This is a genomic window from Actinophytocola algeriensis, from assembly GCF_014203735.1.
GTDB classification, from domain to species: Bacteria; Actinomycetota; Actinomycetes; order Mycobacteriales; family Pseudonocardiaceae; genus Actinophytocola; species Actinophytocola algeriensis.
Genome location: NZ_JACHJQ010000001.1, coordinates 496472 through 517659, shown reverse-complemented (window position 1 = coordinate 517659; position 21188 = coordinate 496472). Strand labels below are relative to the sequence as shown.

At 68.2% G+C, this 21188-nt stretch carries 24 protein-coding genes, 1 tRNA gene and 1 pseudogene; 9 read left to right on the top strand and 17 right to left on the bottom strand.

Annotated elements, in window-relative coordinates; genetic code table 11:
- Positions 1-435: 435 nt before the first annotated feature.
- Entirely contained in the window at positions 436-2505 is a 2070-nt protein-coding gene (locus tag FHR82_RS02425; protein WP_184808551.1) for a GmrSD restriction endonuclease domain-containing protein, read from the bottom strand.
- A 369-nt stretch (positions 2506-2874) separates the two neighbouring features.
- A complete protein-coding gene (locus tag FHR82_RS02420) occupies positions 2875-3372 on the bottom strand; it encodes a hypothetical protein (protein WP_184808550.1) in 498 nt (165 codons plus the stop codon).
- A gap of 1063 nt (positions 3373-4435) precedes the next feature.
- Between FHR82_RS02420 and FHR82_RS02415 the strand changes: the two genes are divergently transcribed.
- Both FHR82_RS02415 and FHR82_RS02410 read left to right on the top strand, forming a co-directional pair.
- Positions 4436-5581, top strand: coding sequence for a hypothetical protein (locus FHR82_RS02415; RefSeq protein ID WP_184808549.1), 1146 nt, complete (start codon positions 4436-4438; stop codon positions 5579-5581).
- Positions 5581-5763, top strand: a complete 183-nt coding sequence (locus tag FHR82_RS02410; RefSeq protein ID WP_184808548.1) for a hypothetical protein — start codon at positions 5581-5583, stop codon at positions 5761-5763. The genes FHR82_RS02415 and FHR82_RS02410 overlap by 1 nt, the downstream gene beginning before the upstream one ends.
- 192 nt (positions 5764-5955) lie before the next feature.
- Here FHR82_RS02410 and FHR82_RS02405 read toward each other — a convergent pair.
- Positions 5956-6029 (bottom strand) — tRNA-Leu (locus FHR82_RS02405).
- 383 nt (positions 6030-6412) lie between these two features.
- Between FHR82_RS02405 and FHR82_RS02400 the strand changes: the two genes are divergently transcribed.
- The 4 genes from FHR82_RS02400 to FHR82_RS02385 all read left to right on the top strand — a co-directional run bounded on the left by FHR82_RS02400 (position 6413) and on the right by FHR82_RS02385 (position 8844).
- Entirely contained in the window at positions 6413-6586 is a 174-nt protein-coding gene (locus tag FHR82_RS02400; protein WP_184808547.1) for a hypothetical protein, read from the top strand.
- 142 nt (positions 6587-6728) lie between these two features.
- Positions 6729-7265 carry a hypothetical protein gene (locus FHR82_RS02395; RefSeq protein ID WP_184808546.1) on the top strand — a complete coding sequence of 179 codons (537 nt, stop codon included), beginning with the start codon at positions 6729-6731 and terminating at the stop codon, positions 7263-7265.
- Positions 7266-7298: 33 nt separating this feature from the next.
- On the top strand, positions 7299-7766 hold the full coding sequence (gene bcp, locus FHR82_RS02390) for a thioredoxin-dependent thiol peroxidase (protein WP_184808545.1): 468 nt from the start codon (positions 7299-7301) through the stop codon (positions 7764-7766).
- Between the two features lie 130 nt (positions 7767-7896).
- Positions 7897-8844 carry a serine hydrolase gene (locus FHR82_RS02385; RefSeq protein ID WP_184808544.1) on the top strand — a complete coding sequence of 316 codons (948 nt, stop codon included), beginning with the start codon at positions 7897-7899 and terminating at the stop codon, positions 8842-8844.
- A 1-nt stretch (position 8845) separates the two neighbouring features.
- On the opposite strand, the gene rdgB is transcribed toward FHR82_RS02385, so the two are convergent.
- Complete coding sequence (gene rdgB, locus FHR82_RS02380) at positions 8846-9457, bottom strand: RdgB/HAM1 family non-canonical purine NTP pyrophosphatase (RefSeq protein WP_184808543.1); 612 nt, start codon at positions 9455-9457, stop codon at positions 8846-8848.
- Complete coding sequence (rph, locus tag FHR82_RS02375; RefSeq protein ID WP_184808542.1) at positions 9454-10218, bottom strand: ribonuclease PH; 765 nt, start codon at positions 10216-10218, stop codon at positions 9454-9456. Before rph ends, rdgB begins: the two co-directional genes overlap by 4 nt.
- Between rph and FHR82_RS02370 the strand changes: the two are divergent.
- Positions 10175-11269 (top strand): annotated as a pseudogene (locus tag FHR82_RS02370) (lysylphosphatidylglycerol synthase transmembrane domain-containing protein); the annotation flags it as partial. The gene rph and the pseudogene FHR82_RS02370 sit on opposite strands and share 44 nt — an antisense overlap.
- Before the next feature lie 90 nt (positions 11270-11359).
- On the opposite strand, the gene FHR82_RS02365 reads toward FHR82_RS02370, so the two are convergent.
- The 12 genes from FHR82_RS02365 to clpS form a co-directional block, all read right to left on the bottom strand.
- Positions 11360-11980 carry a TetR/AcrR family transcriptional regulator gene (locus tag FHR82_RS02365; RefSeq protein WP_184808541.1) on the bottom strand — a complete coding sequence of 207 codons (621 nt, stop codon included), beginning with the start codon at positions 11978-11980 and terminating at the stop codon, positions 11360-11362.
- 215 nt (positions 11981-12195) lie between these two features.
- Positions 12196-12978, bottom strand: a complete 783-nt coding sequence (locus tag FHR82_RS02360) for an MBL fold metallo-hydrolase (protein WP_184808540.1) — start codon at positions 12976-12978, stop codon at positions 12196-12198.
- A gap of 11 nt (positions 12979-12989) precedes the next feature.
- Complete coding sequence (murI, locus tag FHR82_RS02355) at positions 12990-13793, bottom strand: glutamate racemase (RefSeq protein WP_184809262.1); 804 nt, start codon at positions 13791-13793, stop codon at positions 12990-12992.
- Positions 13736-14380 (bottom strand): rhomboid family intramembrane serine protease, encoded by a 645-nt coding sequence (locus FHR82_RS02350; RefSeq protein ID WP_184808539.1) that lies wholly within the window; start codon positions 14378-14380, stop codon positions 13736-13738. The genes murI and FHR82_RS02350 overlap by 58 nt, the downstream gene beginning before the upstream one ends.
- Positions 14381-14421: 41 nt before the next feature.
- Complete coding sequence (locus FHR82_RS02345; protein ID WP_184808538.1) at positions 14422-15132, bottom strand: aspartate/glutamate racemase family protein; 711 nt, start codon at positions 15130-15132, stop codon at positions 14422-14424.
- Complete coding sequence (locus FHR82_RS02340) at positions 15129-15596, bottom strand: SRPBCC family protein (protein ID WP_184808537.1); 468 nt, start codon at positions 15594-15596, stop codon at positions 15129-15131. The genes FHR82_RS02345 and FHR82_RS02340 overlap by 4 nt, the downstream gene beginning before the upstream one ends.
- Before the next feature lie 112 nt (positions 15597-15708).
- Complete coding sequence (locus FHR82_RS02335; RefSeq protein WP_184808536.1) at positions 15709-16659, bottom strand: PLP-dependent cysteine synthase family protein; 951 nt, start codon at positions 16657-16659, stop codon at positions 15709-15711.
- A gap of 2 nt (positions 16660-16661) precedes the next feature.
- A complete protein-coding gene (locus FHR82_RS02330) occupies positions 16662-16934 on the bottom strand; it encodes a MoaD family protein (RefSeq protein ID WP_184808535.1) in 273 nt (90 codons plus the stop codon).
- A 28-nt stretch (positions 16935-16962) separates the two neighbouring features.
- Complete coding sequence (locus FHR82_RS02325) at positions 16963-17400, bottom strand: M67 family metallopeptidase (protein WP_446471750.1); 438 nt, start codon at positions 17398-17400, stop codon at positions 16963-16965.
- Positions 17401-17410: 10 nt separating this feature from the next.
- A complete protein-coding gene (locus FHR82_RS02320; RefSeq protein WP_184808534.1) occupies positions 17411-18433 on the bottom strand; it encodes a P1 family peptidase in 1023 nt (340 codons plus the stop codon).
- Positions 18426-18992, bottom strand: a complete 567-nt coding sequence (locus FHR82_RS02315) for a DUF2017 domain-containing protein (RefSeq protein ID WP_184808533.1) — start codon at positions 18990-18992, stop codon at positions 18426-18428. The genes FHR82_RS02320 and FHR82_RS02315 overlap by 8 nt, the downstream gene beginning before the upstream one ends.
- Positions 18989-19276 (bottom strand): ATP-dependent Clp protease adapter ClpS, encoded by a 288-nt coding sequence (gene clpS, locus FHR82_RS02310; protein ID WP_184808532.1) that lies wholly within the window; start codon positions 19274-19276, stop codon positions 18989-18991. The genes FHR82_RS02315 and clpS overlap by 4 nt, the downstream gene beginning before the upstream one ends.
- 45 nt (positions 19277-19321) lie before the next feature.
- On the opposite strand from clpS, the gene FHR82_RS02305 reads away from it, so the two are divergent.
- Complete coding sequence (locus tag FHR82_RS02305) at positions 19322-20605, top strand: nicotinate phosphoribosyltransferase (protein ID WP_184808531.1); 1284 nt, start codon at positions 19322-19324, stop codon at positions 20603-20605.
- On the top strand, positions 20602-21165 hold the full coding sequence (locus FHR82_RS02300) for an isochorismatase family protein (protein WP_311770833.1): 564 nt from the start codon (positions 20602-20604) through the stop codon (positions 21163-21165). The genes FHR82_RS02305 and FHR82_RS02300 overlap by 4 nt, the downstream gene beginning before the upstream one ends.
- Positions 21166-21188: the final 23 nt, after the last annotated feature.

The window sequence follows — 21188 nt, the reverse complement described above, 5'->3', positions numbered from 1 at the left end:
GACGAGCGCGGACGCCCCTCAACGCACGCTCATGCCGCAGTGCGGGCGACCGTCCAACGACTTCGCGCTCGGTGGGGCGACCGGTCGCCGGCCGTGTATGACATAGCTAGACGTCAGCCGCTTGATGCCTCAAGGACACGCTCGGGCCACCGCATTGAGTGGAATATGCACCCGTTTCGCACCCACGGGGTTAGCGTGATGGCGGCACAATTGCACGTTTCCGCTGGTCAGAACTAGTGGGGCCGGAGGGATTCGAACCCTCACCGGCTGGAACCTAAATCGACTACACAGCGTGGCACGCTAGGTGACCTGGGCAAACAGCTGCAACCGAAGAGCGGATTGAGGTGTCTGAGGCATGAGAGGGCGACTGTTCGCACCCAATCTCGCACCCACGCCCGTCGGTCTCGTATGCCAGCCTTCGGGGCGAGGGTTGTGTCAGACATCGATATGGTGTTGCGCCTCCGGAACGTCGACGTCGAGATCTGCGAAGGCCGCCAGTTCCGCCGCAGTCAGCCGCTGGTCAGCCGATGCTCGGCCTTTGGAGTCGAACCTGACGCCCTCGGCCTGCAAGACCGCTAGAGGGTCGTCGGTGCGATCGGAGTCGGGCCAGCGGAAGTCCGGGGAGATCTCGCCGGTGAACCTGAGCACGCGGTGACCGTTGGGGACGGTGGCGCTACCCAGTCGTGCGCCTACCGGCATGTGGTGGCTGCCGATCACCTCGGCTACCTCAGAGTAGCTGGTCCAGCGTCCGGCGGGGATGCAGGCAAGGATCTGGTTCATCCGCCACCATCGGGTCTCGATGGGCGTGGTGTCAGCGCTGCTGTCGGGTCCTGGCCAGATCTGTAGCGCTCGTTCGGCCAAGGCACGGCCGCGGTCGCGGATCTCCTTGGCGCCCCAGCGCGAGGCGTCGGCGATTTCGCGGTTCATGGCGAGGCCGCTATCGGCGAGGATCTGTTGCTTGGTGGCGAAGCCATCGTTGGCGAGTTTCCCGTTGTAGGCGGTCAGGCTGAGGTTGCCGAGTGTGTGTACGAGCTTGGCGTGCAGCTCTTCAACTGTCTCGTCACCGGTCAGCTCCGGGGTGAGCATGTCGCGCCACTCCTGTGTCATGGATTGCGGCAGGACATGCTCGATCGTCAGTGTGGATTTGGTGAAGTCGATCGGCTCGCCATGGTGGTAATCCTCCTCCATGCAGCGCAGTACGAAGGTGCGTTGTGGACCACGGCCGATCCAGTAGAAGTTGTTCACCAGCACTGCTTCACGCACGTGCTGGTCAGTTGGGAACTTCTTACGCTGACCCGACAACACGCGGGTAATCGCTTCCGCGGTCGGCGCCGCGTCACCCAACTCCTTGACCAAGGTCATCAGGATTCGGTTGGTTCCGGTAGTCGCGATGCCGACGATCATTCTGCGGACCAGGAAGCTCTCCACGACACGCAACGCACGTGCGGCCGCTCGCACGTCGAGTTGCCCGGAATCGTGGGCCACCATCACCAGCAGCGCGATGGGATGCACTACCTGCGCCGCCCACCGCTTGAGCCGGTCAAGCGCTCGTTGAAGCACCGGATTCGGTTCAGTATCAGGCGCCAACACACGGCGGAAGAGTCGCGCCTTATGGTGCAGCTCGGTGATCCACACCTCGATCTCGGCTTCAGTTGACAACTTACCCAGGTGATGCTGCTGGGACTGGTACACGGCGTCCTGGGTAGCGCGATCGTCACCTCGTAGCACCAAGTCAAGCCACACCAGCTCTTCAAGCTGCTTCGTAGTCAACCCCTGCTGGAGTGGCAACCATTGGTGGGCGTAGACGTGTTCGGCACGGGTCGGGAGGCGCATGAACAAGTAGTTGCGCAGCAGGTCAGCCTGGGTGAGCGGCTGACCCGTGTGGTTCAGCGACTCAAAGATGCGGTGCACATTGTCGTCTGGATGTGCAGCGATCTCCACGATACTCAGTTGGCCGGCGATCGCCTGCTCGATACGAGCAATGTCGTGCGGGTCTTCAGGGTCGTCAACAGCCGCCAGCTCCTTACGGAAGAACCGGTAAGCCTCACCGAGGCGATCGGTGCCGCCAGCATCCGGCGCACGTTCCAGCAACTTGATCCACGACGGTCGATCTGCCTGGGTCGGCAACAGCGTGTAGCGCTCCTGACCGTCGGCGAACCTGTTGAACAGATACAAGTCGTCGATCTTTTCGGCCAGCCGCGCATCCTCCCCGCGCACGTGATCGCGAATCGCACACAACAAGATCGACAATGTCGTCAGCCGCTGCTGACCATCCACCACCAACCACACCTGGACACCGGCCGGTGTGTTCCCCGGACTCGGAGCGAGCACCACCGAGCCGAGGAAATGAGATCCGGTTCCCCCGCTGTCCACAACGCCGATGAGATCCTGCCACAGCTGATCCAGGTCCTTGCGTTCCCAACTGTACGGCCGCTGGTAGAGCGGTACGACGTACTGTCGCTCTCCCTGCAGCAAGTTGCGCAGGGTGGTCTCACTGGCCTTCACGGAACTCCTCACGCTGCTGGACACGGCATGCCGCCGTCGGCTGAGCACGCTGCGCACCCGTGATCCAGTATCGGTGGTGACCCGCACGTCGTTAACCAAGTCACTGACCGAAGTTCTATCACGCCGACATGGCGCAGCCAGGTAGCTCCCACCACCGCCTCACCCTCGCCGCCGGTAGCCGCTGCGCCAACCCCCGAACCGTGGGCACATCAAGGAGTCAACCGAACCGGGGGCAGTCCCGCTTGATGCCTCAAGGACACACTCGGGCTACCGCATGGGTCTGCTGCACGGATGGGTGACATCTGAGTTGGCTTGCCGTGACGGTGAGCTGGGAGGCTGTCGCCTGGAATTTCAACAGAGGGAGGAACGCTAGACGCGGCCCGACGTTTTGTCCGCGATGCATTCCCACTGCGGCGCCTCCCTACGCGGGAACTTGAGGAAGACCGCATGGCGATACTTGTAATCACCCAGAAAGGCTTCAAGCTTTCGATGTTCCCTCTTTTGGTCCGCCGGGTTCGGGTTGTGTTTGGCTTCCAGAACAAGCAGGTTGTGGTCCCTTGTCGAGGCCTGCCGGTCGTGGATGATCAAGTCCGGATACACCGCATTCTCGCTGAGGCCGGGCAACTGCTTCGAGGTGTACCGCCCACGACACGGGTAGATGTGGTGGCGGTTGTACTCGACATCAACTGACCACCTCGATTCCCAGCCGTCTCGTGCCTCGACGAGGCCGGCGAGGTGTCGGCAGATCTGAGCAACTATCGAGCGTTCGTGCGCACAATCGTCGAACAGGGACCGTTCCTTCTCGTAAGTACGACGGATGGCATCTTCAAGGACCTGGTGCACGTCATCGGGAGCCGGAATGATCACAACACGAACATTAGCTTCATCAGCTTCAACGGGGCGTGGATACGGTAGCGTCCACCGTTGCTCGGCTCACTGGCACCAGCAGGAGGTGGATCCCGCTCGATACCAGCGTACGAACGTCACCGAGACGTCACACGACCCTGCTCCCCCACGCACTCCCATGCCGCAGTGCGAGCGACCGCCCGACAACTTCGCGCTCGGTGGGGCGCCCGGTCGTGGTATGACACGGCTAGTGACATCGGCCGCTTGACGCCTCCACATACACGGGCCACCTCACTGAGTGGAATGTACGCACCCGTTTCGCACCCAACGGTTACCTTTATGGCGGTCTAACCGCATGTTTCCGCTGATCAGAGCTGGTGGGGCCGGAGGGATTCGAACCCTCACCGACTGGAACCTAAATCGACTACAAACTGCGGCTTCAGCGTGCGACCTGGGCGTACGCAAACTCTAGAAGGCCGAGTCGAGGCATCTGAGGCATCAATGGCGGCTCGTTCGCACCCAAACTCGCACCCAACGGTAGGTGGCTTAGTGCCGGATGATCGCTACTGGCGCTGTCAATGCACTGATGGCAACGACTAGCCAGGGGAGTGACGGCCCGGCCTTCCGTCCACAGCCGGCGCAGCGCCGCAGCTCCCACCGAGCCGCTGCGCCAGCTCGCACCAACGCGGTGGTCGTGTGCAGGGATGCCGGGGTTAGAGAGCCACACGGCGCCCCCCACACTAGGCAAGATCGGCGTAGGTCCCCTGCCAACGTGCGTGGATTTCGAACACACTCACATGCCGACGAGCGGTTGTGAAGTCGATCTTGGTCGGCCTCTGTGGGCGTATTCCGTGCTCGATCTCGCGGCGCTGCACTGTGGCAGTGCGTGCGCGGGTAGTGGTCACCCTATGGGTTATGCTTCAGGCGGCAGAACGGCTGCCACTGAGGCTCCTCCAGTCCCGGACGGGAGCGTGTGCCTCCAAAGCTGCCTACTCGCGGCACCGCTGTTTCGACAACCTTCTGCTGCCGTGGCACATACGCCTCTGCAGCGTCGGCCGGGCGACGCTGCGTGGGAGTGAGACACGTGTCCACGTTTCCTGATGACCCCCTCGTAGCGCAGCGAATGCTGTGTACCGGCGAGACACTTAACAGCGTTCGTCGTTCAGGTGTGCGCCCGATTCCCGACAGCGACTGCTCAGTACAGCAGTACCTTGAGGCGAGCATACTTCTCGCCTGGTCCGAGATGACCTGGCTGCGTCGTGTTTTCGGACGCGAGACACACTCGTTCGTCGCCGTAACCCATCCGCATACCGATATGCTGACGATCGGTGTGCCGAACGCGAATTGCCTCGTTCCGCTCCTCGGCCGAGTCCTGCCCATGAGCTCAGGGAACGTGGTGACAGGCATTCCGGGCCTGCGTGTCCAGGTCGAGCGACGCCACATGGAGCTTTACCTGGACAACGGCCGAAAAATTACCGCGAAGGTCCGCTTCCGCTGCGCAACGGACGGACAGTTCCGAACCATGTTGAAGCGGATTGCCCATGGCCACCCCGATGAACGTCCACTTTTTCATGCCAAAGACATGTTCTCTCGCGAGAGAAACCTGTTCATCAAGAACGTGATCCCAGCGGCACCGCTCCTCAGCGGTATCCTGCGCAGGATCTTGTTGTGGAGGACGGCACCTGAGCTGTACCTCGGTGTCTACCGACAACGAGTGGCGATAATGTGGTTCGACGGTCCGCCCGCTCGCACCGTGGTCGAGATCCTCGGGCACTCCACGTGCGCTATTCCGAGCGCTCTCCTCACTCAACCGTTCAGCGCGCCCACTGGGACCGCAGGCTCCCAGAGTTCGGTCCAGCACATCGAGGTCACCTCGGCCCTCCATGCGCCTGCAGCTGGTCGGGGCGCCTCGTCGGAGCACCAGCACATCGTGCCAACTGCGCACAGCACTCAACGCCTTCGCACCGGGCCATCACCATGCGTCGCGGACAATTCCGCATCCACCCTGCTGTGGATGCCACTCGACATGCAAATCGCATTGGAGAAGCAGCGGTTCACAGCCGTATTTCGACTGCTGCGCCGGATCGGCCTCACCGATGCGGACATAGGTGGGTTCACGGGCCAATCGTCCGCAGATGTCCACGCGGTGCTGAGAGGTGACGACATTGCTTCTCGCGACATGAAGGAGCGAATCGCCGAGCTGATCGAACTCCCGGGCGAGTGGTTGTGATGGCCGCACGCAAGCACGACCGCACAAGCCCGCCCGACGACCGGTTGCCAATGCGCTGGGCATTCATCCTGTTCGTCGCTGTGATCGTTGGAATTGGCGCCAGCTCCGTGGGCGGCGTCGTGGGCGGCTGGGGAGCGGCCCTCATCACGATCACCATCTTGCAGAAAGTGGTGGGCACCTAAACAGCCGCAGTGCAGGCGACCGTCCAACGACTTCTCACTCGGGAAGCGCCTAGTCGTGGTCCGACATGATTAGCGACATCAGCCGCATGGAGGCTCTCAGGCCACCGCCTTGAGTGGAATGTGTGCACCCGTTTCGCACCCATGGGCTACTTGGTGGCGGCTCAGTTGCATGTTTCCGCTGGTCAGACTACGTGGGGCCGAAGGGAGTCGAACCCTCACTGGCTGGAACCTAAATCCAGTGCCTCTGCCTGTTGGGCTACGGCCCCCGGGGTGGTGCGGGGACAGCGTAGCCGGGTGCAGGGGCAACGAACCAAGCCATCCAGGGCGCTCCCCGCTACGATCTCACCCACGGTGACCGTATAGGCACCGCAGCGGTCGAGGTGCCCAGCGTCTCAGCTCGAGCACAGCGGGCCCTACGACGGGCGAGGGCCATGTTGCGGGGCGTTGTTCGACGGACAGCTGGGGACTGGGACGCGGATAGCTGCCGGGAAGCACACCGACCACGTCATCGGGGTCCGTCTTGTTGGTGAGAGAAGCGGACGGTAGTCGGTCGGCCCGAGTTCGATGTCGGCGTTGCAAAGCCCTATGACGCCTGTGGTCCGATCGCGTGACACCATTTCCTCGACGGGCAGGTGAGGAGGTCGTGCGCATGCGGGCACCGCGCTTCGTCGTTCGGCTTGTCGATCGGTTTGAGGAGCGGGGTGTCTACGTGCCCGGCGAGGACAACAAGGCCATCTCACCGTGGCGGGACTTCGGGTGGCTGATCGCCGCGTTCATGGTGACTGTGGCGGTCTTCGTGCTGTTCTTCGCGCTTGCTGCCTGACGTGGTGACGATCACTCCCGGTGCCGCTCTGGTCACAGCTCGGCCACGGCATGACACCAGCTCCGGCAATTGACCCCTGCACCAGCTGCCGCACCGGCATAGTGCATTCAGACGTACCGATCTCCCCCTGGAAGGGGCTCCCGTGCCAGTGGTCAGACTTGCGGTCGCGGCATGCGTTCTGCTGGTCCTGACGGCCTGCGGCGCTGGTCACGCGGCCGACATCGACGACAGCGTGCGCCAGTCGCTTGGCGCGCCGGCCCCCACCGCCGCCGCGGAGCGGTCCGATCTCGCGTCGGGGGGTCTTGTTCGGTCACTCGGTGAGGGGATCACCCTTACGGTGTCGGCGCCGACCTCGTTCACGCCGACGGACACCGCGTACCCGAGGGCGGCGCGCGCGGTCGCGTTCGACCTGGTCATCGACAACGGCAGTGACACGGTCTACCGGCCCGCCCAGCTGTCCTTCGTGGCCACGGCGGACGGGGTCGCGACCGACCAGGTCATCGACTCGACACAGGGGTACACCGGCGTGGTGGGCGCGATCGACGAGGTACTGCCGAGCAAGACGCTGCGGTTCGCGGTGGCGTTCGGGGTGCCGGGCAAGCCGTGCGTGGTGCGGGTGGCGGTGCGGGCCGCCTCGTCCGCGGCCAGCGCCATCCCCATCTTCGACGGCACCGTCTGACCTTTGTCGGTGCCACCGGATAACGTCCCCGCCATGAGCAACCGACTCGCCGAGGGCGCCGCCGCCCCCGACTTCACGCTGCCCGACAGCAACGGCAACGCCGTGTCGCTGTCCGACTTCCGCGGCAAGCGCGTCGTCGTCTACTTCTACCCGAACGCGGGCACGCCCGGCTGCACCAAGCAGGCCTGCGACTTCCGCGACAACCTCGCCGCACTGAACGACGCGGGCTTCGCCGTGGTGGGCATCTCGCCGAACAAACCGGAGAAGCTCGCCAAGTTCGTCGCCGACGAGGGGCTCACGTTCCCGCTGCTGTCGGACGAGAACCGCGAGGTGCTGACCGCGTGGGGCGCGTTCGGGGAGAAGCAGAACTACGGGCGTACGGTCATGGGTGTGATCCGTTCCACGTTCGTGATCGACCCGGACGGCAAGATCGAGAAGGCGATGTACAACGTGCGCGCGACCGGTCACGTAGCGAAGCTGCGTCGGGACTTGAAAGTCTGATTCCTCCTGATACACAGCTGAAACAGCATCGCGGGCAACCTGACGGGTGCGGCCCCCGTACGTCACAGACGTGCGAAAAGTTGTCGCTCGATCGGGTCAACTTTGCCGAACCAGGCGGCGTATTCAGTGCATGCTCAACAACGCCGTCCGCCGCGTCGCGATCCTCGCCGTCCTGGCCGCCACCACCGTGGTGACCGGTACCGGCTGCGGAACGCGTCCGACCGCGTCAGTCGGTGACCCCGTGATCCTGGCGGCGCCGGCACCCGTGGAGCCACCTCAGCCGCTGCCCCTGCCGCAGACGGCCGTGCCCGCGCCGCCCCCGGCGCGGCAGGACACGCCTGCGACCGCCACCACCCCTGCGAGCGCCCCCTCGGCGATCGACCCGGCCGCGGTGGAGGCGGCGGCCAGGGAGGTGGAGCCGAACACGACACTGGGCGCGGTGGTCTTCGACCGGGTCAGTGGCGGGACACCGCTGTCGCTCAACGCCGACCAGCAGTTCCGGTCCGCGTCACTGGTCAAGCTGCTGATCGCGATCGACGCACTGCACGAGGGGGTGAGCGAGTCGCGGCGTGAGCGCCTCGTGCGGATGCTGTCGGCGAGCGACGACGACATCGCCAGCTCGTTCTGGGTCCAGCTGGGTCCGGACCTCGTCCCGAGGGTCGCGAAGCTGGTCGGCCTGCAGAACACCGAGGCGCCGGAGCTGGCCGGCAAGTGGGGGGAGGTCAAGGTCACCGCGAACGACATGGTGCGCGTGTACCAGTACGTCATGAACGACATGCCGACCGAGGACCGCGAGCTGATCGTGGACGCGCTGGGGCGGGCGCCCCAGTACGCGGCCGACGACTTCGACCAGTACTTCGGGATCCCCGACGGGCTCGACCTCCAGTGGGCGATCAAGCAGGGCTGGGGCAACAACGACCACGCGATGGTGTTGCACAGCAGCGGGCTCGTGGGCGCGCAGTGGCGTTACGTCGTGGTCCTGCTGACCGAGCACCCCCTGGGGTCGGGGTGGCGGACGAGCGCGAACTCGGTGACGGCCGCCGCCGGCGCGCTGGCGGGCAAGCTGCCCGGCGCGTGAGTCAGCGGTCGCCGAGGCTGCGCAGGTGCGGCAGCAGCAGCGACAGCGCGCGACCCCGGTGGGAGATGGCGTCCTTCTCGTCGGTCAGCAGCTCGGCCGACGTGCGGGTCTCGCCCTCCGGGACGAAGATCGGGTCGTAGCCGAAACCGTTGGTGCCACGGGGTTTGCGCACGAGCGTGCCCGGCCAGACGCCACGCACGACGATCTCCGTGCCGTCGGTCAGCACGAGCGCCGTCGCGCAGACGAACTGTGCGCGGAGGCGCTCGTCCGGCACGTCCGCGACCTGCTCCAGCACCAGCTCGAGGTTCGCCTGGTCGTTGCGCGCGCTGCCGGCCCAGCGGGCGGACAGCACACCCGGCATGCCGTTCAGCGCGTCGACGGCGATCCCGGAGTCGTCGGCCACGGTGGGCAGCCCGGTCGCGGCGGCCGCGTCCCGGGCCTTGGCGACGGCGTTGTCCTCGAACGACGCACCGGTCTCGGGGGCCTCCTCGAACGGCGGCACCTCGTCGAGGCCGACGACGGTGACGCCCTCGATGCCCGCGCGCTCGATGATGCGCCGCATCTCCAGGAGCTTCTTGACGTTGCGCGACGCGACAAGCAGTTGTGTGGTCACGACTTGACCGCCTTCGGGGTGGGCAGCTCGCCGGGGTACGGCTCGGCCAGTACCGCGGTCTGCAGCGCGTTGATCTCCGCGCAGCCCGCGAGCGCCAGGTCGAGCATGCGGTCGAGCGTGGAGCGGGTGAACGTGGCGCCCTCGCCGGTGCCCTGCACCTCGATGATCGTGCCCGCGTCGGTGGCGACGACGTTCATGTCGACCTCCGCGCGCGCGTCCTCCTCGTACGGCAGGTCCAGCCGCACGCGGCCGTCGACGACGCCGACGCTGATCGCCTGCACCGCGCACGACAGCGGCTGCGGGTCGGCGAGACGGCCGGCGGCGCCGAGCCACGTGACCGCGTCGGCCAGCGCGACGTAGCCACCGGTGATGGCCGCGGTGCGGGTGCCGCCGTCGGCCTGGATGACGTCGCAGTCGATCACGATCGTGTTCTCGCCCAGCGCGGCCAGGTCGATGCACGCGCGCAGCGAGCGGCCGATGAGGCGGCTGATCTCGTGGGTGCGGCCGCCGACGCGGCCCTTGACCGACTCGCGGTCACCACGGGTGTTGGTCGCGGACGGCAGCATCGCGTACTCCGCGGTGACCCAGCCGAGCCCGGAGCCCTTGCGCCACCTCGGTACGCCCTCGGTCACGCTCGCCGCGCACAGCACCCTGGTCTTGCCGAACTCGACCAGCACCGAGCCGGCCGGCCAGATCTGAAAACCGCGGGTGAGCTTGATGTCCCTGAGCTGGTCGTCGTTCCTGCCATCGCTACGTGCCACGCGGGAAGCCTATGCACTGTGGTCGACGTTACCCCGTTCGGCCTCCTGTTTCCGATTGACCGCACGGCCAGCACGGAGGACCATTCAACGTAGGTTGAAATCGGAGGCGGTCATGTCCGAGGGGGACCAACAGGCCAAGAGGCACAGAAGACATCCGGTACTGGCCGGGGTGCTGAAGGCCGCCGCGGCGGTGCTCGTCCTGGTGGTCGCCGCGCTCAGCCTGCACGGCAGGTTGCCGAGCATCTCGGCGGTGGGGGACGTGCTCGCGAACGCCGACACCAGCTGGCTCGCCGTGGCCGTGGTCGCGGAGTTCGTGTCGATGGGCATGTTCGCCCGCCAGCAGCGCCGCCTGCTGTTCGCGTTCGGCGTGCGGATGCCGCGCCACCGCGCGCTCGCACTGTCCTTCAGCCGGTCCGCCATCGCCATCAGCCTCCCCGCGGGCTCGGCCATCTCGGCGGCGTACGCGTTCCGCCAGTTCCGCACCGACGGCGCCAGCAAGCGCACGGCCGCGACCGTCATGGTGCTGTCGGGCCTGCTTTCCTTTGCCGCACTGGGACTCCTGTACACGACGGGCGCGCTCGCCGCGGGCGCGGTGCACCTCGGGACGGCGTGGCAGGAGAAGCCGGGCGTCGCGTCGTTCGCGGTGGCTATCTCGACGGCGCTGATCGCGTTCGTCGGGTTGTTCGCGTGGCAGTCCAGCGGGCAGATCCACCCGCACCGACCACGCGCGCACCGCCCGGTCATGGCGCGCTGGCCGCGGCTCGCGCTGCTGCTGCGACCGCTGACCGACGCGATCACCAGCTCACGCGAGGTCGACGGGCGGCACTGGACGCTCGCACTCGGCGCCGCGGTCGCGAACTGGCTCACCGACCTGCTGTGCCTGTACTCGGCGGCCAAGGCGTTCGCGTTGCCGGTGAGCCTGGTGGAGATCGGCGCGGTGTACCTGACCGTGCAGATCGTGCGGCAAGTGCCACTGACCCCGGGCGGGATCGGCGTGATCGAGGTGAGCCTGCTCGCGGGCCTGATCTCCGCGGGCGCGGGCGAGGCGGCCGCGGCGACCACCGTGCTGGTCTACCGGTTGCTGTCGTGCTGGCTGATCATCCCGGTGGGGCTGCTGTGCTGGCTGGTGCTGCGCAGGCCGTCACCGCACCACGCGGTCGAGGATGAACCCGAGCTGGTCGGGGAGGTCCGCGGCGGCACGCTCGTCATCGGACAGGTGCCCCAGCAACGCGTTCTGGAACACGCCGTCCACCAGGGCGTAGGCCAGGTGGGCCGACGCCGCGAGCCGTAGGCCGCCCAGGTCCGCGTAGTGCGCGAAGATCCGGCCGATCATGCGCTCGAGACTCGAGTCGATCGCGCGCACGTCGTCGCGGAACGACTCGGAGAACATGCTCTGGTTGCGCAGGTCGTACCAGAGGCGGTGCATGGGCGCGTCCTGGCGCAGGGTGGTGACCATCGCGTCGATCCACTGCGCCCGCAGCTCACCCGGGGTGGTGGACACGGCGACGACCTGGTCGTAACGGGCGACCTGCGCGGCCTTGTACTGGCGCACGCAGTAGGTGATCAGGTCGACCTTGTCGCGGAAGTAGTAGTGCAGGACGCCGTGCGAGAACTCGGAGTTCTCCGCGATGTCCCGGAGGCTGGTGCCCGCGTAGCCCAGCTTCGAGAGCGTGCGGAGCGCGGAGTTGGCGAGCTGTGCCCGGCGCACAGCGAACTTGTCGATCTGACGGCGGGCCGGTTTGCGTTCGGCGACGTGGGACACGGCGTTCCTTCGCGTCGTCCCTCCCCCGGCCCGCGACCTGCGGACCGAAGCCGAAGTCTACCTGGCAATTGCCGCCGTCAAGATCATGAACGCGCTGGACCAGCCGGATGGCGGAGCTGGCAACGGTGAGTGACGGCCTGGGGGGGTGGGGTTCGGGGGCGGCCGCCGGCCCCCGGAATCCAGCGTAACGACGTGCACCGACAGAAACGGGAGGGTCAGCGCCCGCCTGTGGACAGGTCGTACTTGGCGCCCCTGCTGACCAGCTCCACCGGGCCCGAATAGGTGGACCGGGCCTCGGCCAGCACGGCGTTCGGATCCGTCCACGGCGCGACGTGCGTGATCAACAACCGGCCGACCCGGGCCCTCGTCGCCAGCGAGCCCAGTTCCACCCCCGACATGTGCACCCCGGTCGGGTGGTCGCCATGCGTCCACGACGCCTCGCCCAGCAGCACATCCACATCCGCCGCCAACGTGTCCAGTGCCGAGCACACCCCGCTGTCGCCGGTGTAGGCGAGCGTGACGCCACCATGCGTGAACCGGAAGCCGTACGCGTCACACGGATGGGCGACCTGCGCCGCGGTCACCGTGAACGGTCCGATCTCGCGCGTACCCGCGGCCAGCGGGTGGAAGTCGTACACATCGGTGAGGTCCTCGACGTCCAGCTCCGAGCGGTCCGGCGCGTACGCGGCCGCGAAGCGCGTCGGGGCCTCCTTCGGTGCGTGCACCGCGAGCCGGTGCGCACACGGATCGACCGGCGGGGCCGGGTGCCAGCGCCGCAACACGGTCAGCGCCGTGAAGTCGGCGCAGTGATCCGGGTGGAGGTGGGAGAACACGAGCCCGCCCAGTGTGAACGGGTCGCGGACGGCCTGTAGTTCGGCGAGCGTGCCGTTGCCAAGCTCGACGCCGAGTGCGAAACCGTCGGCCTCGATCAAGTAACCGGACGACGGCGAGCGGGGACCTGGGGTACTGCCGGAGCAGCCGAGCACGGTCAACAGCACAACCGACAGCCTTACACACGGGTGGCCGCGAAGGCACCGAGGTCGGGCCCCAGGAACCGCCTTGCCAGCCGTGCGAACGAGTCCGGCTCACCGGTCGCGGCCAGCTCGTGGCGGGGCTCGGCGTCTGGCTCGGCGAACATGTCCATTTCGGTCAGCACGCGGACGACGTCCTTCGCGGTTTCCTCCGCGCTGGACACCAGCGTCACGTCCGGGCCCATGACGATCTGGAGGACCCCGGTGAGCAGCGGGTAGTGCGTGCACCCGAGCACCACCGTGTCCACGTCCGCCTGCTGCAGCGGCTCCAGGTACGCCTGCGCCAGCCCCAGCACCTGCCTGCCGGACGTGATGCCACGCTCCACGAAGTCCACGAACCTGGGGCACGCGGCGCTGGTCACCGTGAGGTCGGGCACGGCGCCGAACGCGTCGTCGTAGGCGCGGGACCGCACCGTGCCGACGGTGCCGATGACGCCGATGCGCCGGTTGCGGGTGGTCGCGACGGCACGGCGGACGGCGGGGACCACGACTTCGACGACCGGGATGTCGTACCGCTCCCTGGCGTCCCGCAGGCACGCGGCCGACGCCGTGTTGCACGCGATGACCAGCAGTTTCACCCCGCTGGCGACCAGGTCGTCCGCCACGGCCAGCGCGTGGCGGCGCACGTCCGCGACCGGCAGCGGGCCGTACGGGCTGTGCGCGGTGTCGCCGACGTACCGCAGCCGCTCGGCAGGCAGCTGGTCCGCGATGGCGCGTGCGACCGTCAGGCCGCCGACGCCGGAGTCGAAGATTCCGATCGGGTCGCTCTGTTTGCCATCGATACGAGCCACGCCGCGAGTATGCCGCCGATCGCGCCGAACAGGTGTGCCTGCCACGACACACCCGGGTTGCCCGGCAGCACCCCGAGCAGCGTGCTGCCCCAGTACAGGAACAGGACGACGGCGACGAGGATCTGCCCGAACGCGCGGTTGAAGATGCCGCGGACCAGCAGGAACGCGAGCCAGCCGAACGCGATCCCGGACGCGCCGATCGTGGTGCCGTCGGCGCCGATGAGCCACACGCCGATGCCGCTGAACAGCCAGACGGTGAGCGTCACGGCGGCCCACTGCCCGACGCCGTTGGACATCGCGAGGAAGCCGAAGACCAGCACCGGCAACGTGTTGGCCAGCAGGTGGCCCCAGCCGTGGTGCAGCAGCGGGGCCCACAGGATGCCGTCGAGCCCGCCGACCGCGCGCGGCTGGATGCCGAACTGGTCGAGCCTGCCGGACATGGCGGCGTCGACGATCTCGATCAGGTACAGCAGCACGGTGAACGAGCCGATCACGATCAGCGCCTGCAGCGGCCTGGGCGGCAGGATGCGGTTGACCGGGTTCTTGGGCTTCTGCGCCGGGGCGGGCAAGGTGCTCACGTCCTCGAGGCTACGTGGGAATCCCGGTCCGCGCGTCCGGTTCAACCCTGAGAAGTCCCTGGTATCGAGGCCAGGCCCAGGGCGTGGTCGGCGGCGAGCTCGGCGTGCAGGCGGGTGGTCGGGAAGACCGGGACGGGGCTGTCGGCCTGGGTGACGAGCAGCTCGATCTCCGTGCAGCCGAGGATGACGCCTTCCGCGCCGCGGTCGGCGAGGCGCTGGATCACCTTGCGGTAGACGTCGCGGGAGTCGTCGCGGACGACGCCGACGACCAGTTCGTCGTAGATGATCCGGTGGACCTCGGCGCGGTCGTCGTCGTCCGGGACGAGGACGTCGAGGCCGTGGGACGCGAGGCGGTCGCGGTAGAAGTCCTGTTCCATGGTGAACGCCGTGCCGAGCAGGCCGATCCGGGTGAGGCCGGCGTCCTTGACCGCGGCGGCGGTGGCGTCACCGAGGTGCAGGAGCGGCAGCACCGTGATCTGGTCGGCGACCTTGTGCATGGTGTTGGTGCACAGCACCACGAAGTCCGCGCCTGCCATCGCGAGCGCGGCGGCGGCCTCGGCGAGCCGGGTGCCCGCCTCGTCCCACTCGCCGTTGACCTGCAGCCGCTCGATCTCGGCGAAGTCGACGGAGTACATGACGCAGTGCGCGGAGTGCAGGCCGCCGAGCCGTTCGCGGACGCGCTCGTTGACGATCCGGTAGTACTCGACCGACGATTCCCAGCTCATGCCGCCGAGCAGGCCGATGACCTTCATGCGAGGAGTCCGTTCAGGCGTTCCAGTGAGCGGTCCATGTTGCGCTCGATGTCCTTGGTGCCGATGCGGCGCATGAGCCAGCCCTTGACCGGTCCGCCGGGGGTCTGGACCGAGCGGAGCCGCACGGTGGTGGCGGTACCCTCACTGGCTGCCAGCTCGATGCGGAACTCGGTGCGGGCGGCGAACTTCGGCGCGGGCTTGCCGTCGATCCGCTCCGCGACGTGCTTCCAGGCGAGGACCCGGCCGGGTTCGTACTCGGTGAGCTTCTGGTCGACTTCGGACTGACGACGGCCCCAGTGCCCGTACTGGGTGCGCACCTGACCGACGCCCTCGCCGGAGACGACCTCGGTGCGGTCGGCGAAGTCGAACCAGTCGCCCGCGCGGGCGGCGTCCGAGACGACGGCCCAGACCTGGTCGGGGGCGGCGGGGATCTCGGCCTCGCGCATGACCTCGATGGCTTTCACGCCGCCGGATGCTAGTCCCCGGCCTGGCCTCCGGCCCCCGGTCACCACGCTACGGCACGACACCGACGGAAACGGCCGTCGCGGAGCGGGTTGTCCACAGCCTCGCCGGTGCTCACGCCCAGAGGTGGCCGTCCAGGCGGGCCGCCGCCTCGTCGACCGAGCCGCTGTAGGCACCCGTGGACAGGTACTTCCAGCCGCCGTCCGCGACGATGAACACCACGTCCGCGGTCTTGCCCGCGCGGAGTGACTTGTCCGCCGCCGCCAGCGCCGCGTGCAGGATCGCGCCCGTGGAGATGCCCGCGAAGATGCCTTCCGTCTCCAGGAGCTCCCTGGTCCGGCGTAGCGCGTCGTACGAGCCCACCGAGTAGCGGCCGGTCAGGACTTCCGGGTCGTACAGCTCCGGCACGAAGCCCTCGTCCAGGTTCCTCAGGCCGTACACCAGTTCGCCGTACCTGGGCTCTGCCGCGATGACCTGTACGTCCGGCTTCTGTTCGCGCAGGAACCGGCCTGCGCCCACCAGCGTGCCCGTGGTGCCGAGGCCCGCCACGAAATGGGTGACCGCCGGCAGGTCACGCAGGATCTCCGGGCCGGTGCCGTGGTAGTGGGCGCCCGCGTTGTTCGGGTTCCCGTACTGGTACAGCATGACCCAGTCCGGGTTCTGCTTCGCCAGCTCCTTGGCCCGGCGGACCGCCTCGTTCGAGCCACCGGCGGCCGGGGAGTTCACGATCCGTGCGCCGTACGCCTGCAGCAGCTGTCGCCGCTCCTCGGACGTGTTCTCCGGCATCACGCACACCAGGCCGTAGCCCTTGAGCTTCGCGGCCATGGCCAGCGAGATGCCGGTGTTGCCCGAGGTCGGCTCCAGGATGGTGCAGCCAGGACGGAGCACACCGCCCTCTTCGGCCTTCTCGATCATCCGCAGCGCGACGCGGTCCTTCACGGAGCCGGTCGGGTTGCGGTCCTCGAGTTTCGCCCACAGCCGGACGTCCGGGGACGGCGACAACCGTGGCAGACCCACCAGTGGTGTGTCGCCGAGGGCGTCCAGCAGTGAGTCGTAGCGGGCCAACGTCAGCCGCCGGCTACCGCGGGCAGGATGGTGACGTTGTCACCGTCGGCCACCGACGCCTCGAGGCCGCCGGAGAAGCGCACGTCCTCGTCGTTGACGTAGATGTTCACGAAGCGGTGCAGCGTGCCCTCCTTGACCAGGCGGCCCTTGATGCCGCCGTGGTTGGAGTCGAGGTTGTCGATCACCTCTGCCACGGTGCTGCCGTTCGCCTCGACCGTCTTCTCACCACCGGTGTGGGTGCGCAGGATGGTCGGGATGGAGACGGTGACCGCCATGTGAAACCTCCGCTAGCAAAAGGGGGACTTACTCGGAAAACGCCTCTGTGGCCGACGGGTATTCCGTGACGACCTCGACCGGCTCCTCGGTGATCTCGCCATCGACGATCCGGTACGAGCGGAACTCGTCGGTCTCGTCGCGGGTGGAGACCAGCACGTAGTGGGCTTCGGGCTCGGACGCGTACGACACGTCGGTCCGCGACGGGTACGCCTCGGTCGCGGTGTGCGAGTGGTAGATCACCACCGGCACCTCGTCGTTCGCGTCCATCTCCCGGTACAGCTTCAGCAGGTCGGCCGAGTCGAACTCGTAGAACGTCGGCGACCGCGCCGCGTTGAGCATGGGGATGAAACGCTCCGGCCGGTCCGCACCCTCGGGTCCGGCGATGACGCCGCACGCCTCGTCCGGGTGGTCCCGGCGGGCGTGCGCGACGATGGCGTCGACCAGGTCACGGCGTATCCGAAGCACGCGGCCAATCTTACTGGCCGGAACCCGGGCTCCCACTTGATGAGACCGGCCACACGTCGCGGTACGCGGGCAGTCCGGCGAGCGACGTCGCGGCCAGCACGCCGTGCACCATGGCCCGGGCGAACACCTCCGCCGCGGCCGTGCACAGGCGGTCCAGCGCGGCCGCCCGTCCCACCGGGCCGAAGGGGCCCTCGAACGTCCCCAGCGAGCGGGCCCTGGTCGCGACGGCGAACACGGTGTCCCCGTCGAACATCGTGTGCGCGGGGCGCACCGCGCGGGCCAGCCCGTCCTGTGCCGCGACCGCGAGGCGGCGGCACTCGGTCTTCGTGAGGTCCGCGTCCACGGCCACCACGCCGATCGTGGTGTTCAGGTCGGTCGGCGCCACGTCCGGGAGCACGCCCGGCGCGTTCGGCCACACCACCCCGAACTCGCCGGCCACCTCGTGGTCGGCGGCGTACGGCACCCCGGTTCGCTGGTCGACCGCGTCACCGGCCGCGTTCACGGCGGCCAGCGCGCCGACGGTGAACCCGTCGACCTCCGCCGACGCGGTCCCGATGCCGCCCTTGAGCTGCCCGACCTTCGCGCCGGTACCGGCGCCGACGGTGCCGACGGCGAAGTCCACGGCGGCGTGCTCGCAGGCCGCGTACCCGAAGGACGCGTCAGGCCGGTTGCCCCAGTCGCTCCTCGGCAGGTCGAACAGCACCGCGCCCGGCACGATCGGCACGACCTCGTGCTCGCCCTGCCCGATCCGCAGGCCGCGGTTGCGCTCGGACAGCCAGCGCAGCACGCCGTCGGCAGCCGCGAGCCCGTACGCGGACCCGCCGGACAGGCACACGGCGTCGACCTGCTGAACCAGGTTCTCCGGCACGAGCAGGTCGGTCTCGCGGGTGCCCGGCGCGCCGCCCCGGCCGTCCACCGACCCGGTGGTGCCCGCCGGGAGGAGCACGACCGTGGTGCCGGTCGCCCAGCCGTCCCCGGTCCGCTCGTGATGACCGACGAGCACCCCGGCGACGTCGGTGATCGAGTTATCCATCAGCGCCGGTCAGCGCGGCGACCAGGCTCTCCTGCATCCACGTCAGCCAGTGGTAGATGCCGAGGTGCGGGGCGCGCGGGTCGTCGTCGGGCAGCTGGTCTGGCATGTCCTCGGACACGCCGAGGGTGGTGCCCAGCGCCAGCCGGACGTCGTTGAGCGCGGACAGCCACGCGTCCGCCTGCTCCAGCGACAGCTCGACCACGCCGCCACCGGGCGGGCACGTGTCCAGCAGCACACCCGCGACGCCGGTCTTCAGGTCCAGCAGCTCCGGCTCGTGCAGGGACCGCAGGGCGGCGGCCGAGTCCCGGTCCTGCTTGTCGGCGTCCTCGTTGTCGAGGCGGTGGAAGTCCGGGAGCAGCCGGGACAGGATCGGGTCGTCCGGCGCGGTGGTCGGGCCGGTGCGGATGCCGGTGAGCTCGGCCAGCTCGTCCTGGGGCGCCTCGGCCTGCCGGTCCTTCAGCATCTCGTCGATCTGCTGCACGACCGTGCGCAACACGGCCGACTCCTGCCGGTCGACCTTGGTGGTGACGGTGTCGCCCACCCGCTCCCAGGGGATCACGACTCGTGCTGCATGGTCGCCCAGAGGCCGGCCGCGTGCAGTTTCGCGACGTCGCCCTCCACCTTCTCCTTGGAACCGGAGGACACGATCGCCCGCCCCTTGTGGTGCACGTCAAGCATGAGTTTCGTCGCCTGCTCACGGGAGTAGCCGAACAGCTTCTGGAAGACGTACGTCACGTACGACATGAGGTTCACGGGGTCGTTCCACACGATGGCCTGCCACGGCTTGTCCTCGGCCGTGAACTCCGCCGCTACCGGTTCGACCCGCTCGACGGGTGTCGACATGGAAACCGACATAAATCCATGGTGGCATGTCTAGGCTCAGGCCTCATGACCGGTACCAGCACCGCGTTGCTCACGGACCACTATGAGCTGACGATGCTCGCCGCGGCCCTCGCCGACGGCACCGCCGAGCGGGAGTGCGTGTTCGAGACCTTCGCCCGCAGGCTGCCGAGCGGACGCCGCTACGGCGTGGTCGGCGGCACCGCGCGCGTGATGGACGCCATCAGCAGGTTCACGTTCGGCGAGGCCGAGCTGGCGCAGCTGTCCGGCGTCCTCGACCAGGCCACACTGGACTGGCTCGCGGACTACCGGTTCACCGGCGACGTCGACGGCTACGCGGAGGGCGAGCTGTACTTCCCCGGCTCGCCGCTGTTCACCGTGCGTGGCACGTTCGCCGAGGGGGTCGTGCTGGAGACGCTGGTGCTGTCGATCCTCAACCACGACAGCGCGATCGTGTCGGCCGGTGCGCGGATGGTGAGCGCCGCGAACGGGCGGCCGATCATCGAGATGGGCGGGCGGCGCACGCACGAGGAGGCGGCGGTCGCCTCGGCGCGGGCCGCGTACCTGGCCGGCTTCGCGACGACGTCCAACCTGGAGGCGAAGCGCCGGTACGGGATCCCGACCGCGGGCACGTGCGCGCACGCGTTCACGCTGCTGCACGACAGCGAGCACGCCGCGTTCACCGCGCAGGTCGAGGCGCTCGGCACGGACACGACGCTGCTGGTCGACACGTACGACATCACCCAGGGCATCGAGACGGCCATCGAGGTGGCGGGCACTGGCCTCGGCGCGATCCGCATCGACTCCGGTGACGTGGGTGTGCTGGCGCGGCAGGCCCGCCAGCAGCTGGACTCGCTGGGTGCGCGCAACACCCGGATCGTGGTGTCCGGCGACCTGGACGAGTACGCGATCGCGGCGCTGCGCGCGGAGCCGGTGGACGCGTACGGCGTGGGCACCTCCCTGGTGACGGGCTCGGGCTCGCCGACGGCCGGGATGGTCTACAAGCTGGTCGAGGTCGACGGGCGGCCGGTGGCGAAACGCAGCTCGCACAAGGAGTCCAAGGCCGGGCGCAAGGCGGCGCTGCGGCGGCACAAGCCGACCGGGACGGCGCTCGAGGAGGTCGTGTACGTGGTCGGCGCGGCCGTCGAGGAGGAGCCGCACGACCGGCAGCTGCAGGTGCCGCTGCTCCGGGGTGGACAACCGGCCGGTGAGCTGCCCAGTCTTGAGGAGAGCAGGCAACGCGTCCGGGACGGACTGGTGAGCCTCCCGTGGGAGGGGCTCAAGCTGTCCCAGGGCGAGCCGGCGATCCCGACCGTGTACGTGGAGAAGTGATGACAGCACTCATTGTGGTCGACGTGCAGAACGACTTCTGCGAGGGCGGTTCGCTCGCGGTGACGGGCGGCGCGGCGGTCGCGGCGGCGATCTCCGGTCTGTACGGCGGCTACGACCAGGTCGTGGCGACCAGGGACTACCACATCGACCCCGGCGGGCACTTCTCCGACGAGCCGGACTTCGTGGACACCTGGCCCGTGCACTGCCGGGCCGGTACGCCGGGCGCGTCGTTCCACCCGGCACTGGACGTCGCCGGGATCCAGGCGGTGTTCTCCAAGGGCGCCCACGCGGCGGCGTACTCGGGCTTCGAGGGCGCCACACCGGACGGGACGACGCTCGCCGACTGGCTGCGCGCACACGACGTGTCCGATGTGGACGTGGTCGGCATCGCGACGGACCACTGCGTGCGGGCAACGGCCCTGGACGCCGCCGCCGCCGGGTTCCGGACGCGGGTGCTGCTGGACCTGACGGCCGGGGTGGCGGCGTCCACTGTGGAGTCCGCACTCGCTCGGCTAGGCGAAGCGGGCGTGACGCTGACCGGCACGCCACACGTCGGCTGACCTGCCCTGAAAGACGCTGTCGA